Origin of the sequence: Rhizobium altiplani (assembly GCF_001542405.1) — a bacterium.
Classification (GTDB): domain Bacteria; phylum Pseudomonadota; class Alphaproteobacteria; order Rhizobiales; family Rhizobiaceae; genus Rhizobium; species Rhizobium altiplani.
Genome location: NZ_LNCD01000012.1, coordinates 60,773 through 74,603 on the forward strand (window position 1 = coordinate 60,773; position 13,831 = coordinate 74,603).

16 protein-coding genes are annotated in these 13,831 nt (G+C 59.4%); 4 read left to right on the forward strand and 12 right to left on the reverse strand.

The window, feature by feature from the left end; genetic code table 11:
* Nucleotides 1–17: 17 nt before the first annotated feature.
* Together AS026_RS02665 and AS026_RS02670 are read right to left on the reverse strand one after the other, a co-directional pair.
* A complete protein-coding gene (locus AS026_RS02665; RefSeq protein WP_018116898.1) occupies nt 18–572 on the reverse strand; it encodes a YceD family protein in 555 nt (184 codons plus the stop codon).
* 10 nt (nt 573–582) lie between these two features.
* Nucleotides 583–1,173 (reverse strand): ubiquinol-cytochrome C chaperone family protein, encoded by a 591-nt coding sequence (locus AS026_RS02670; RefSeq protein ID WP_205634443.1) that lies wholly within the window; start codon nt 1,171–1,173, stop codon nt 583–585.
* A 179-nt stretch (nt 1,174–1,352) separates the two neighbouring features.
* On the opposite strand from AS026_RS02670, the gene AS026_RS02675 reads away from it, so the two are divergent.
* Nucleotides 1,353–1,889, forward strand: a complete 537-nt coding sequence (locus AS026_RS02675) for an outer membrane protein assembly factor BamE (protein ID WP_018116900.1) — start codon at nt 1,353–1,355, stop codon at nt 1,887–1,889.
* A gap of 66 nt (nt 1,890–1,955) precedes the next feature.
* On the opposite strand, the gene AS026_RS02680 is transcribed toward AS026_RS02675, so the two are convergent.
* The 3 genes from AS026_RS02680 to AS026_RS02690 form a co-directional block, all read right to left on the reverse strand.
* Entirely contained in the window at nt 1,956–4,091 is a 2,136-nt protein-coding gene (locus AS026_RS02680) for a sodium-translocating pyrophosphatase (RefSeq protein WP_062368588.1), read from the reverse strand.
* A 207-nt stretch (nt 4,092–4,298) separates the two neighbouring features.
* On the reverse strand, nt 4,299–4,781 hold the full coding sequence (gene nusB / locus AS026_RS02685; RefSeq protein ID WP_018116902.1) for a transcription antitermination factor NusB: 483 nt from the start codon (nt 4,779–4,781) through the stop codon (nt 4,299–4,301).
* Nucleotides 4,782–4,784: 3 nt separating this feature from the next.
* Nucleotides 4,785–5,240: a 6,7-dimethyl-8-ribityllumazine synthase gene (locus AS026_RS02690; RefSeq protein ID WP_016553506.1), complete on the reverse strand. Its 456-nt coding sequence runs from the start codon at nt 5,238–5,240 to the stop codon at nt 4,785–4,787.
* Between the two features lie 332 nt (nt 5,241–5,572).
* Here AS026_RS02690 and AS026_RS02695 point away from each other — a divergent pair, with 332 nt between their 5' ends.
* The 3 genes from AS026_RS02695 (at nt 5,573) to AS026_RS02705 (ending at nt 7,089) form a co-directional block, all read left to right on the forward strand.
* The gene (locus AS026_RS02695) at nt 5,573–5,923 is read left to right on the forward strand and encodes a hypothetical protein (RefSeq protein WP_018116903.1); all 351 of its coding nucleotides are present in this window, start codon (nt 5,573–5,575) and stop codon (nt 5,921–5,923) included.
* A 99-nt stretch (nt 5,924–6,022) separates the two neighbouring features.
* Nucleotides 6,023–6,526, forward strand: coding sequence for a cupin domain-containing protein (locus AS026_RS02700; protein WP_062368589.1), 504 nt, complete (start codon nt 6,023–6,025; stop codon nt 6,524–6,526).
* Between the two features lie 26 nt (nt 6,527–6,552).
* A complete protein-coding gene (locus tag AS026_RS02705; RefSeq protein WP_025661227.1) occupies nt 6,553–7,089 on the forward strand; it encodes a GNAT family N-acetyltransferase in 537 nt (178 codons plus the stop codon).
* On the opposite strand, the gene AS026_RS02710 is transcribed toward AS026_RS02705, so the two are convergent.
* The 7 genes from AS026_RS02710 to AS026_RS02740 all read right to left on the reverse strand — a co-directional run bounded on the left by AS026_RS02710 (nt 7,052) and on the right by AS026_RS02740 (nt 13,759).
* Nucleotides 7,052–7,672 (reverse strand): riboflavin synthase, encoded by a 621-nt coding sequence (locus tag AS026_RS02710; RefSeq protein WP_062368590.1) that lies wholly within the window; start codon nt 7,670–7,672, stop codon nt 7,052–7,054. The two genes, AS026_RS02705 and AS026_RS02710, sit on opposite strands and share 38 nt — an antisense overlap.
* The gene (gene ribD / locus AS026_RS02715) at nt 7,672–8,781 is read right to left on the reverse strand and encodes a bifunctional diaminohydroxyphosphoribosylaminopyrimidine deaminase/5-amino-6-(5-phosphoribosylamino)uracil reductase RibD (RefSeq protein WP_062368591.1); all 1,110 of its coding nucleotides are present in this window, start codon (nt 8,779–8,781) and stop codon (nt 7,672–7,674) included. The genes AS026_RS02710 and ribD overlap by 1 nt, the downstream gene beginning before the upstream one ends.
* A 3-nt stretch (nt 8,782–8,784) precedes the next feature.
* Entirely contained in the window at nt 8,785–9,261 is a 477-nt protein-coding gene (gene nrdR, locus AS026_RS02720) for a transcriptional regulator NrdR (protein ID WP_007531462.1), read from the reverse strand.
* 9 nt (nt 9,262–9,270) lie between these two features.
* Nucleotides 9,271–10,569, reverse strand: coding sequence for a serine hydroxymethyltransferase (gene glyA / locus AS026_RS02725; protein ID WP_062368592.1), 1,299 nt, complete (start codon nt 10,567–10,569; stop codon nt 9,271–9,273).
* 177 nt (nt 10,570–10,746) lie between these two features.
* Nucleotides 10,747–12,051 (reverse strand): L,D-transpeptidase family protein, encoded by a 1,305-nt coding sequence (locus tag AS026_RS02730; RefSeq protein ID WP_018859192.1) that lies wholly within the window; start codon nt 12,049–12,051, stop codon nt 10,747–10,749.
* A 624-nt stretch (nt 12,052–12,675) separates the two neighbouring features.
* Complete coding sequence (ldtR, locus tag AS026_RS02735) at nt 12,676–13,191, reverse strand: transcriptional regulator LdtR (RefSeq protein ID WP_018116896.1); 516 nt, start codon at nt 13,189–13,191, stop codon at nt 12,676–12,678.
* 130 nt (nt 13,192–13,321) lie between these two features.
* Entirely contained in the window at nt 13,322–13,759 is a 438-nt protein-coding gene (locus tag AS026_RS02740) for a DUF6163 family protein (RefSeq protein WP_018116895.1), read from the reverse strand.
* Nucleotides 13,760–13,831: the final 72 nt, after the last annotated feature.

The following is a 13,831-nucleotide window of genomic DNA, read 5'->3' on the forward strand; positions in this document are numbered from 1 at the left end:
CAAATCCCCAACGGGGTTCAGTCCTTTTTCCAATCCTTCAGCACGGCGAAGGCAGACGGCTTTTTATCGTTCTCTCCAGTGTCTTCTATGTGACCGGAGAACTCCACACCGGGCTTGCGCGGATAGGGATCGATCGCAAGAGCAGCGAATTCCGTAACCACCTCACCTGCGTCAATCGTGTCGCCGGTGAAGCTTTCGGGAAGGTCCGGGCCATCGGGGTCCAGCACCATTTCGCCGGCATCATTGGCGGGCCGGCGCGCAAGCTTGGAATTCTCCGGCACGAAGATCTGCTCGAAGCTCTCGTCGATCTCCGATGGGACCGGATCGAGGGTCACGACGCAGGACTGAACGATGTTGGCACGCACCCTGCCCTTGATGCGCACACCATCCCGCTTCCACCGACCGATCTGGAGGTCAGCACCAAAGCTGTCCACCGATAGGACACTCCAACTGTCCGCAAGGGCTGCCAATTCGCGCTTGTCGGCCTCCAGATGCACCTCGACAGGATTGGCCGATATATGACCGACATTTACGAGGTAGGAGAACGGAACGTCGTCTCTTTTGTTTTTCATCGTCTCTTCCTCACGCTACCTTCGGAAGTGTCGCCGAGCCTCTCGCTATGACGTCCTCCGACTGCGACAAAAGATGGTCTTCGGCAACAAACATCCAGTCCGCGAGACCGCGCATATCCACCGGCTCATTCGCCTTCGGATGAATGTTTCGCACGAGCGCCGCAGCGAGTCCTTCGGCATCCCTGGTGTCCATCGCCTTGGCGTAGGCCTCCAGGCGGCCATAGAACATGCCGGCCAGCTTCTTCATGCGTTTGGGAACCGTGTTGTCACCGATCCCCAATTCACGGATGGAGTAGTCGATATCCTGGAAGAAGGCGTCGACGATTTCCTGCGCGATCTCCTGGCCGCTCGTTCCGGAGGTTCGTGTGCGCCGGAAGAAGAGGATCATCACCGCCGAGAGCATCTCGAAACGCCCCATCACCGTATCCGGGACATTCAAGCGCTCATAGAATTCCGGCATCCGTGCGGCCGACGTCAGTGCCTGATATTGCCGATCTACGATTACCTGGTTGTTGTTTTTCTTGCCAAAGAGCCCGAAGATCATCGTTTTTTCCGGAAAGGCCTCATTCTGGGCGCCAAGCGGCGTCCGGCCTTGTTGCATGATTTCGAAAGCTGGTTTACCGAAGCAGGCGCGAATTGCAATGCCGAAGGTGGCCACTTTCGGGACAGCACCCCTTCTGTCCGCATGAGCCAACGGGATGTCTCTCCCCGGAATGGCCACAATGGTTTTGCATCAGCGATCTGAGGCCGGTGGCTGCCATTCATAATTTTAGGGAGTAGATGTCGTTGACGAAACGGTATTTCAAGTCTGACAAAAAATTCCTCAGCAATGCCGCTATTGCCATCATGATCGCCTCCGCCGGACTTTCAGGCTGCCAGACACAAACCGTCCTCAACGGTGGATATGTCGCCGACGAGCAGTCGCTGAATCTCGTCCCAGTAGGATCGAGCCGCGAGCAGGTTCTCCTATCCCTCGGCACCCCGTCCACGACGGCGACGTTCGATGGCGAAGTCTTCTACTACATCTCGCAGCGCCGCGAGCGCTCCATGGCCTTCCAGAAGCTGAAGGTGGTCGATCAGAGCGTGCTGGCGATCTATTTCGACAAGGACGGCATCGTTACGCGCCGTGCGAACTACACCCTCAAGGACGGCAAAATTTTCGATACGATTACCCGCGTCACCCCGACGGGCGGCAAGGACTTCACCTTCCTACAACAGCTGCTATCGGGCGGCAGCGCGGCGAACGCTGCGAAGGGCCTCTTCGGTGGCGGCACCTCGCAGCCGGCCTCGCCGCAGAACCCGGCCAGCCTCCGCTAAAGCGGGAGCTCTCAAAGAAAAACCCGCCGGATCGCTCCGGCGGGTTTTTAGTTTCGGCGGTGTGCCTCAAGCCAGGACGGCGAGAAGCAGAAGAGCGACGATGTTGGTGATCTTGATCGCCGGGTTAACGGCAGGACCGGCCGTATCCTTGTAGGGGTCGCCGACCGTGTCGCCGGTCACCGATGCCTTATGCGCGTCGGAGCCCTTCATATGGCGAACGCCGTCCTTGTCGACGAAGCCGTCCTCGAAGGATTTCTTGGCATTGTCCCACGCGCCACCACCCGAGGTCATCGAGATCGCGACGAACAGGCCGTTGATAATAACACCGAGCAGCGATGCGCCCAGCGCCGCGAAAGCGGAAGCCTTCGAGCCCGAGATGATCAATACGCCAAAGTAGACGACGATCGGGGCAAGAACCGGCAGAAGCGAAGGAATGACCATCTCGCGGATGGCTGCCTTGGTCAGCAGGTCAACCGCCCTGCCATAGTCCGGACGCTCGGTCCCTGCCATAATACCGGGCTTCTGCTTGAATTGACGGCGAACCTCTTCGACAATTGCGCCGGCCGCGCGGCCGACGGCGGTCATCGCGATGCCACCGAAGAGATAAGGAATGAGACCACCGAAGATCAGTCCGGCAACGACGTAAGGATTGGAAAGATCGAAGGAGATGTCGCCAATACCTGCAAAATACGGGTACGTGTCGCCGTTGGCGGCAAAGTATTTGAGGTCGTAGGAATAGGCCGCAAACAGAACCAGGGCGCCGAGGCCAGCAGAACCGATCGCATAGCCCTTGGTAACGGCCTTCGTCGTATTGCCGACTGCGTCGAGCGCGTCGGTCGACTTGCGTACTTCCGGCGGCAGGTGGGACATTTCCGCAATGCCACCGGCATTGTCCGTCACCGGACCGAAAGCGTCGAGAGCAACGATCATGCCGGCAATGCCGAGCATGGCGGTAACCGCGATGCCGGTGCCGAAAAGGCCGCCGAGCTGATAAGTCGCCAGGATGCCACCGACGATGACAATCGCCGGGAGGGCTGTCGATTCCAGCGACACCGCAAGACCCTGGATGACGTTCGTGCCATGGCCGGTCACAGAGGCTTGGGCGATCGAATTGACTGGGCGCTTGTTGGTGCCGGTGTAATATTCGGTGATGACAACAATCAGCGCTGTGACGAGCAGGCCGATCAGACCGCAGACAAAGAGATGCGTGCCGGTAATGTCCTCGCCACCGACCGAGCCAATCGAACCCCAGCCGATGGTCAGTGATGTCGCTGCGCCAAGGCCGATGATCGACAGCAGGCCGGTGACGATGAGCCCCTTGTAAAGGGCGCCCATGATCGAGCCATTGCTGCCGAGCTTGACAAAGAACGTACCAATGATCGAGGTGATGATGCAGGCGCCGCAGATCGCAAGCGGGTAGAGCATCGCCGATTCAAGAACGGGTGCGCCGGCAAAGAAGATTGCGGCGAGAACCATGGTCGCGACGACGGATACGGCGTAGGTTTCGAAAAGGTCAGCTGCCATGCCAGCGCAATCGCCGACGTTGTCGCCGACGTTATCGGCAATTGTCGCGGGGTTGCGCGGATCATCTTCTGGGATACCCGCTTCGACCTTGCCGACGAGGTCACCGCCGACGTCAGCGCCCTTGGTGAAGATGCCACCGCCGAGACGGGCGAAGATCGAAATCAGCGACGCGCCGAAGCCAAGCGCGACGAGGGAATCGATGACTTCGCGAGAGCTGCCTTCGTGCCCAAGCACGACAGTCAGCACGTAGTAGTAGATCGACACGCCAAGGAGCGCGAGACCGGCCACCAGAAGCCCGGTGATGGCACCCGACTTGAATGCAATCTCAAGTCCGGCGGCCAGGCTCTGGGATGCCGCCTGCGCCGTGCGAACATTGGCGCGCACCGAGACGTGCATGCCGATGAAGCCAGCAGCGCCTGACAGAACAGCGCCGATGAGGAAGCCGATTGCAGCCGTGCCGGAGAGCAGCAGCCAGGCTGCAATGAAAACGACGATGCCGACGATTGCGATGGTCTTATACTGGCGCGTCAGATAGGCCTGCGCACCCTCACGAATATAGCCTGCAATTTCCTGCATGCGCTTGTTACCCTGATCGGCGGCAAGCACCGACCGGGTTGCCCAGATGGCATAGACCACCGAGAGCAGACCGCATGCTATTACCCATAAAAGAATGCTCATTTCGCTCTTTCCTCCAAAAGAGCCGGAGCTCACTCCCTCTCCGGCTGCGAATACGCCGACTCGATTTCCTCCCACAGAAATGCTGCAACGCCGGGCGGAGATTGCGTGGAGGAAAACGGCGCGTCAAGCCCGTAAGAGCCAAAAGCCCTTGCAGCACAATGGGAACGGAGGATTCTTGGAGGTCGGGCCTGCTGACCCGGCAGAACGCTACTTCTTGGCTTCGCCCCGCACCTGCTTTGCGATGCGGTCAAGCACGGCGTTGACGAGCTTCGGCTCATCGTCGCTGAAGAAGGCCTGAGCGATTTCGACGTATTCCGTCACGATGACCGCAACGGGAACATCCTTGCGTTCGAGAATCTCGAAGACGCCGGCACGGAGGATCGCGCGGACCGTGCTATCGAGACGCGAGAGCGCCCAGTCGTCCTGCAAGGCGGACGCAATCATTGGGTCAAGGCGACGCTGCTCCCGCACGACGCCTGATACGATCGAGCGGAACCAGGAGGGGTCGGCCTTCAGATAGGTCTCACCGTCGAGTTCCTGGCCCAGGCGATGCGCCTCGTATTCAGCCACGATCTCCAGCACGCCGGTGCCGCCAATATCCATCTGGTAGAGCGCCTGAACGGCAGCAAGGCGTGCAGCACCTCGCTGGTTTGCAGCCTTGACCGGACGCTCCGAGTTCTCGTTGTTCATTCGTTATGCACCCAACTTCTTCTTCAGCTCTATCATCGTAAGAGCTGCGCGGGCGGCAAATCCGCCCTTGTCCTTGTCCGAACGGCGGGCGCGAGCCCAGGCCTGATCGTCATTCTCAACAGTCAGAATGCCATTGCCAATGGCAAGGGATTCGCTCACGGCCAGATCCATCAGCGCGCGAGAGGATTCGTTCGACACGATATCGAAATGGTAGGTCTCGCCGCGGATGACCATACCGAGGGCGACGTACCCATCATACTGCGTGCCCTCATTATCTGCTCCGTCGAGCGCCATGGCAATCGCCGCCGGAATCTCGAGAGCGCCCGGAACGGTGACGACCTCATAGGTTGCGCCCGCCTCTTTCAAGGCGAAGGTCGCGCCTTCAAGCAGGGCATCGGCCATGTCGTCGTAGAAGCGTGCTTCGACGATCAAAATGTGGGGAGCGGTTTCTCGCGCCATGCTTCACCTTCAGTAGCTAGAGGACTTCACCATTCGGCAGGCCGCGGTCAAAACACGCCGCGACCCGAATGGCAAGCAAATTCCGACCATGGTTGGATGCCGAATCCGGAATCCCGGCAACGGCGGAGCGGGCAATTCTTGCGTCATTTTGTGCCGGCGTCGGACCGGCGCCTCGAAGATGGCAAATGAAGGGCAATTCGCATGAACAATATGTGACTAAATTCCAGATACTTATGAATTGAAGGCGGATGATCCGATTACCAATTTCATCTGCGTAACGCTGACGATCCACTGCCGACGGTCGATCGTCAGAGCAGATGAAAGGATACACCATGAATCGCGTTGCAGCCATCGCCTCCGCAGTCGCTACCCTTGCCTTTGCAGATGCCAGCCGTGCCGAAAGTCTCGACATGACCACCCCGTCGGGCATCGAACGAACGCTCCGCAGCTTCAGCGGCGCAAATCTCGATATTCGGCAGGTGGCCGACCACGGCAGATCGAAAAATATCGGAGCGCCCAATTCATTTGCCGCACACAGTGTCCACGACATCCAAGTGATCCGTGCGGCCATTGCCGTCAACAAACCCCTTATGCATCAGCTCAACGCCAGAGGTGTGCTGCTCGGGAACATCGTCAACGCTGATCAGGCCGCGGACGGCGGTATCACGGTCTACTATCGATAAGGTCAAGGGCGACAGCGGAAGACTGTCGCCCGTCACGATGCTTTGCGGGTTGTATTTTCTCGCAGGATGATGCCTTTTCTCCGGAAACAGGAGAAGACAATGTCCGGCGTATCGAAGCCCGTCATCAACGTCGCTGATTTGAAGCTTGAGCACTGGAAGCAAGGGGATCTGTACGAAGGGACGGATGTCTCATTCGGCTCGCTTCTCGGCCTTGGAGGTCTCGGCATAAGCTACAACGAAGTCCGGCCCGGCAAATCCAGCTGTCCATTCCACAACCATCACGTGGAGGATGAGCTGTTTTTCGTCATCGAAGGCACCGGCGAATATCGTTTCGGTCCTGATCGCTATCCGATCCGGAAGGGTGACACGCTCGGCGCTCCAGCCGGGGGACAAGAGACCGCCCACCAGATCATCAACACTGGTTCGACGCCTCTGATCTACCTTGGCATTTCGACAATGGCGAAAACCGAGATTGTCGAATATCCCGATTCCGGAAAGTTTCTCGCCAAGACCAATCGCGACGAGGGACAAGCGAATCGCTTTCGCTTTATCGGCAGCGAGCATGGCAAGCTGGACTACTGGGACGGCGAGCCGGGTGCTTGACCTCCATCCGAGGGGAACACTTCAAGATGACCAGCATTCCTACCATCGAGACAGCGCGACTGCTGCTACGTCCGCACACCGTTGACGATTTTTCTGACTATATGACGATGTGGAGCGACGAAGCGGTGGTGCGCTTCATCGGAGGTGTTCCCTCCACCCGCGAACAGGCCTGGGCACGCATGCTGCGTGTCGCCGGCATGTGGCATCACATGGGTTTCGGATTTCTGGCGATCGAGGAAAAGCAGTCAGGGCGTTTCATCGGGGAAGCAGGCTTCCTCGACATGAAACGGGATATGCACCCCGTTTCCACGGAAGGCACTCTGGAGACCGGTTGGGGACTGATGCCCTTCGCGCAAGGGCACGGCTACGCCAGCGAAGCGCTCACGGCGCTGATCGCCTGGGCGGAAGAGCGGTTCCCCTCCAAGCCAATGACCTGCATTATCGACCCGGGGAACGATCCCTCGCTGCGCCTGGCGCGCAAGCTCGGCTTCCGCGAAGTCCAGCGATGCAACTACAATGGAGAGGTTATTCTGCTTTCGCGGTCGGGAACTCCGCCAGCCTAGCGGCATAGCGCGCCATGGTATCGACTTCGAAATTGACGAAGTCGCCTGCCTTGCGTTCGCCCCAGGTCGTGACCTCAAGCGTGTGACGGATCAGCAGGACGTCGAAATCGGTACCGTCCACAGCGTTGACGGTGAGCGACGTGCCATCCAGAGCGATAGAGCCCTTGGGTGCAACGAACTTGGCGAGATGTTCAGGCGCACGCAGGCGAAAGCGCGTCGCATCGCCCTCTTCCGTCACCGAGAGGATCTCGGCCTTGCCATCAACATGACCGGAAACGATGTGGCCGCCGAGTTCGTCGCCGATCTTCAGCGAGCGCTCGAGATTGATGCGGGTACCTTCCTTCCACGTCCCGATCGTCGTCAGGCGCAGAGCCTCTTCCCAAGCTTCGACCTCGAACCAGCGGCCGTTGCTGCCCTCGCCGGGCAGGCCGGTCACCGTCAGGCAGATACCGGAGTGCGAGATCGAGGCGCCCATGTCGATGGTCGCCGGATCATAGGCAGTGGCGACACGCAGCTTGATGCCTTCCTTCAATGGGAAAACAGATTCGATCTTGCCGACGTCGGTGACAATTCCGGTAAACATCAAAGCTCTCTTTCGTATTCGTCCAGGCGATCGTCGCCAAACATGAAGGTGCCCCTGTGCAGGAAGCCCGATGGCATATCGGTCTTCTGGACCGGCGATTCAATACCGTCCTGCCCGATCACCGCAGGGCCTTGATAGAGGAGGATGCGGTCGATGTAACCGGCATCCAGGAAAAGCTTCGCCGTCCGCGCGCCGCCTTCGATGACAAGCGAAGAAATTCCGCGCGATGCTAGTGCAGGCAGCAGTTGGTCGGGCCGGTAGGGACTGCATTGGACCACTTCGACGCCAGCCTGATCTAAAGCGTCTCGTCGTGCGAGAAAGGCCTCGTCCTCGCTATTGTCGAAGCGGGGCGGTTCGGCCGCGACGACGATCAATGGCACCTGCTTGGCCGTCGCGACCAGCTTGCTGTCCAAGGGCAAAGAGAGATCTTCATCGAGCACGACACGAACCGGTGAGCGGGCCTCAAGTCCAGGCATGCGAACGGTGAGCAAGGGATCATCGGCGATCGCAGTCCCGATCCCAACCAGAATCGCATCGGTTTCGGCGCGCAGCTTCTGCACCTCTACCCGTGCCGCAGGCCCAGTGATCGCAATCTGCCCCTCGCCCTTTTTTCCGATCATGCCGTCAGCGGAAACCGCAAGCTTGAGAGTCACATAGGGCCGGTTCTTCGTCTGCCGTGTGAGGTAAGCAGCAAGCGAACGCTTGCCTTCCTTTTCGAGAATTCCTGACTCGACCTCGATCCCCGCATCGCGCAGCATGGCAATGCCCCTGCCCGAGACACGCGGATCCGGATCGGTGACGCTTATCACCACACGACCAACGCCGTAGGCAATCAGCGCCTCCGCGCAGGGTGGTGTCTTGCCGTAATGCGAGCAGGGTTCGAGCGTGACATAGGCGGTGGCGCCGCGCGCCAGTTCGCCGGCTTCGGCCAGGGCCTGCGGTTCGGCGTGGGGACGCCCGCCGACTGCCGTCACTGCACGGCCGACGATCTGACCGTCACGCACGATCACGCAGCCGACGGAAGGATTGGTAGATGTCTGGCCGAGATGCAGGAGACCCAGGCGGATCGCCTCTTCCATGAAACGCGCGTCGTCTTCCGAAGCGCTCATGAGCTAGTTGTCCAGGGGATCGCGGGCGATCTTGGCGTTGATCTCGGAAATGACTTTCTCGAAATCCTCGGCATGCGAAAAATCCCGATAGACAGAGGCATAGCGAACGAAACCAACATCATCCAGGCTCTTCAATGCTTCCAACACCTGAAGGCCGATCTGCTCGGAGCTGATCTCGACTTCGCCGGAGCTTTCAAGCCGTCGAACGATGCCGGATACCGCACGTTCGATGCGGTCGCGGTCGACGGGACGCTTGCGCAGTGCGATCTCGAAAGATCGCACCAACTTGTCGCGGTCGAACGGTACCTTGCGGCCGGTCTTCTTCGACACCATCAGCTCGCGCAGCTGCACGCGCTCGAAGGTCGTGAAACGACCGCCGCAATCGGGACAAATACGCCTGCGGCGGATGGACGTATTGTCCTCCGCCGGGCGTGAATCCTTGACCTGTGTGTCTTCCGATCCGCAGAATGGGCAGCGCATGCGTTATCCTTAGCCCATGTAATCATACATTGGGAAGCGGTTGGTCAGCTCGACCACCTTGCCGCGAACGGCTGCTTCCACGGCTGCGTTCCCCTCGTCGGAGTTGGCGACCTTCAAGCCGTCGAGAACCTCAACGATGAGAATGCCGATTTCCTTGAATTCCGCTTCCTTGAAGCCACGCGTCGTGCCGGCCGGCGCGCCGAGGCGCACACCCGAAGTGACGAAAGGCTTCTCAGGGTCGAACGGGATGCCGTTCTTGTTGCAGGTGATGTAGGCGCGGCCGAGGGCTGCTTCGGCACGCTTGCCGGTCGCGTTCTTCTTGCGAAGATCGACGAGCATCAGGTGGTTGTCGGTGCCGCCGGAGACGACATCGAGGCCGCCGGCGATCAGGGTTTCCGCAAGCGCCTTAGCGTTCTTGACGATCTGCGCGGCGTAGTCCTTGAACTCCGGCTCCAGCGCTTCACCGAAGGCGACGGCCTTGGCGGCGATGATGTGCATCAGCGGACCACCCTGCAGACCGGGGAAGACGGCCGAGTTGAACTTCTTCGCTAGATCTTCGTCGTTCGTCAGGATCACGCCACCGCGGGGACCACGCAGCGATTTGTGGGTCGTCGTCGTGGCAACGTGGCAGTGCGGGAACGGCGACGGATGCTGGCCACCGGCGACGAGACCGGCGATGTGCGCCATGTCAACCATCAGGTAGGCGCCGACCGAGTCAGCGATCTCGCGGAAGCGCTTCCAGTCCCAGATGCGGGAGTAAGCGGTGCCGCCGGCGATGATCAGCTTCGGCTTATGCTCTTCGGCCTTGCGGGCAACTTCGTCCATGTCGAGCAGGTTGTCGCCTTCGCGCACGCCATAGGACACGACGTTGAACCACTTGCCGGACATGTTGACCGGGGAACCGTGCGTCAGGTGACCGCCCGAGTTGAGGTCGAGGCCCATGAAGGTGTCGCCCGGCTGCAGCAGTGCAAGGAACACGGCCTGGTTCATCTGCGAACCGGAGTTCGGCTGAACGTTGGCGAAGTTGACACCGAAGAGCTTCCTGGCGCGTTCGATCGCCAGTTCTTCAGCGATATCGACGAACTGGCAGCCGCCATAGTAGCGCTTGCCCGGATAGCCTTCGGCATACTTGTTCGTCATGATGGAGCCCTGGGCTTCCAGCACCGCGCGGGAAACGATGTTTTCCGAGGCGATGAGTTCGATCTCGTGCCGCTGGCGGCCGAGTTCCTTGCCAATCGCGCTGAAGATTTCCGGATCGGTATCGGCAAGCGAGCGATTGAAGAAGGTCTGGGTGGAGGCATTGGTCATGAGCGGGCTCCTCAACTGGAATGCGCGAAGGTATTAGCGCCCCGCCCTTTCAAGGGCAATACGGAGAACGACATTTGCTAGGCAATCTACGCGCCGCGCGTTCTATGCCCGACAGGACAACAAAAAACCGCGCCAGAGAGACGCGGTTTCTTCAAAATCAAACGCGATCCAATTGACTTATTGAACCGGCTGCTCCGTGGTTGCGGTCGTGTCGAGCGCAAGCTCGGCGTTGCCGTCGAGCTGATAGATATCGTCGCGGAACTGCACGACGCCATCCGGCATGCCCCAGGCGGAAATGTAGACGAAATAAACCGGCACTTCTTCGGCGAGCTTGATCGGCGTGTTGACGCGGGTCGTGATGACCTGCTCCATCTGCTGACGCGACCACGGCGGGGTCTCGCGCAGCAGCCACGTCGTCAGATCGCGAACGTTCTGGACGCGAACACAGCCCGAGGACTCAAAGCGCATCAGCTTGTTGAAGAGACCCTGCTGCGGCGTGTCATGCATATACTCGCCGTTCTTGTTGTAGAAGTTGATCTTCGTGGACGCCATGGCGTTGATCTTGCCCGGGTCCTGACGGAACATGAAATTCGGAGCCTTCTCGGCATTCCAGTCCACCGTTTCCGGCGCCACCTCGTTGCCCTTTCCGTCGATCAGGCGAATGGCATTCTTCTCGAGATAGGTCGGGTCCTTGCGCATCAGCGGTACGATGTCTTTTTCGACGATCGAGCGCGGTGCCGTCCAATAAGGATTGAGGATAACTTCGTAGATCTTCGAGTTGACGAGATGCGTCGGACGGCTGAGACGGCCAACGACCGCAGCGTGGCGCGTCGCAACGCTGCCGTCTTCCACGGCCTCGACGTAGGCGGCCGGAATGTTAACCATCACGTGGCGGCGTCCGAGCTCTTCCGGGAAGGTCTGGATGCGGATGAGGTTGGTGTTCAGCTGCTGCAGACGAACATCGGCCGGAATGTTCATGGCCTTCAAGGTGAACTCGCCGATGACGCCGTCGGCCGGAAGGCCGTGGCGCGCCTGGAAGCGCTTGACGGCGCCGTCGACATAGGAATCAAACGCCGAAGACATGCCGGCCTCCCGCGGTAGGTCGCCTGTGATGGCAAGACGCTGGCGAAGGCTCTGGACGGCCGGGTCGGTCACGCCGATCTGCAAGCGCTGCTGGCTTGGGCTGACTTCGGGCCAACCGCCAGCCGAAGCGATCTGCTGATACTGGGCGATTGCCTGCTGGATGCTCGGCACCGACTGCGGCCCGAGAATCGGCGTGTTGGAAACGACAGCCGTTGCGGTGCGGGACGCAGCCTTCGCATCGAACTGATCGTCCCAATCGCCGCGTTGTGGAGCATTAATGAGCGAGTCGATCGCCGATTGCGCAAGTGCGGGGGCCGCCAATGCGCCCGCGCCAACCATTGCCGCAGACGTCAGAAACGCCCGACGAGAGAAAGCTTCAGTACCGATTTTCTTCGACATTCATCCCAACCACTAAATTGCCGCCGCTTGAGAGACCGGCAGCCTTCGCTATCCCTGCGAGAACGCAGATCTCTCTATCAACCCGTCGCTACGGCGCATCGCACAATCTCTCTGCCGGCGATCACATGATTGCGAGCCAGGGAGCGCGAGGTTGTCAGACCTCAATTTGGGAAGCGCCCTTTGCCGTGTATTTCCGCTGACATGCTAATATGGCCAATTCGTGTCGCCCTGCACCACGCTCAACCGTCGGTCGCGGGCGATGCGCAAAGAACCATATCCATCCACAGAAATGTGGCGGTTAATAGCGGCTAAAAAACGGCTTGAATACAGTCGATTATGCTTGCCTGCCATGCGTTGCAAAGATGTCACGACCTCGCAGACAAGGCGCGGATTACGCGCGTCCGGTCCGCCCACTGCCTGCAACAAATAGAGCTGACGTCGCGACCGCGTCGCGTGATTCCCGGGAAACCCCAAGCTCGTCGCGAGGTCATTGTCCAAGTCGGCGACCGAGTAGGCAGCCCGGCACCGAGACGCTGCTAACGGCGAAAAGGCGCTACGGAATACCGTTGCGCCCTTTCGTGCCTTGGAGGTCCGATAAGCCAGCAGGGAAGTTGGCTTACGAGATTACAGGCGATAGAGGATCTGGTCGTTCCAGAAGCGGTCCAGACGGGTAAGCAGCTTGTTCATCTGCGTGAATTCGTCGGAGCCGATGCCGCCAACCTTGTCGATCGAGCCGACGTGACGTTCATAGAGCTTGGCGACGGTTTCAGCGATGTCCTGACCCGCTTCCGTCAGGCTGATGCGGACCGAGCGACGGTCGATGCGCGAGCGCTGATGGTTGATGAAGCCGAGATCGACAAGCTTCTTGACGTTGTAGGAAACGTTGGAACCCAGGTAGTAACCGCGGGAGCGAAGTTCGCCGGCGGTGAGCTCGGAGTTGCCGATGTTGAAGAGAAGAAGTGCCTGGACGGCATTGACGTCGCTGCGACCCTGGCGGTCGAACTCGTCCTTGATGACGTCGAGGAGACGGCGGTGAAGACGTTCAACAAGATGAAGGGATTCCATGTAAAGATCACGGATGCCTTGTTCCTGCTGGTCACGGAAGTTCGATACCGCCTGCGGCTTGATTTTCGTGTTCATGATGACTGCCTCACTGTTTTGTTTGGCGGTGTTGGTTTTCTTCCCGCCTTGAGACAGACCCTATCGAATACAAATAAAATTCTACTTAAACCGCAGGCTTAACAGTGCCTTACCGGAAACCCTAGATGTATCAGGGTAAATCAACGCTTACCTGCTGGCGCCGCTTGCGCTTTTCGTACCAGAGCGCAACACGGAATCCCAGGTAGACCAGGACGACCGCGGCATGCAGCAAAACGATCAGCCGGTTGGACCCGAAAACCTCCGGCATGAAGCCGTACATGATGATCTGTCCGCCTGCCGCGAGCACCCAGATAACCGGCCCCCAGGAGACGGCCAGCCATAGACCGAGAGAGGCGACGGGGAAGAGAACGGCGAGGCTGGTGCTTGCGACCTTCCACGGAAGGCTGAGCAGATCGAAGCGCCCTGCCCCGACCAGCGAATAGCCGACGAGCATCGCCCAATACTGCAATCCGAACCAGAAGCAGGAAACGGCGACAAGCCGCAGGAACAGGATGAAGAGAACGCTGGTCAGCGTCCGCTTAGGTATCGTCGGAGAATCAGCGTCCATGTCTCAAACAATAGGGTTGCCGTTGCGACTTCGCCAGCGCCTCCTCCATTGCGGCCAATCGTCCGGTTTGGA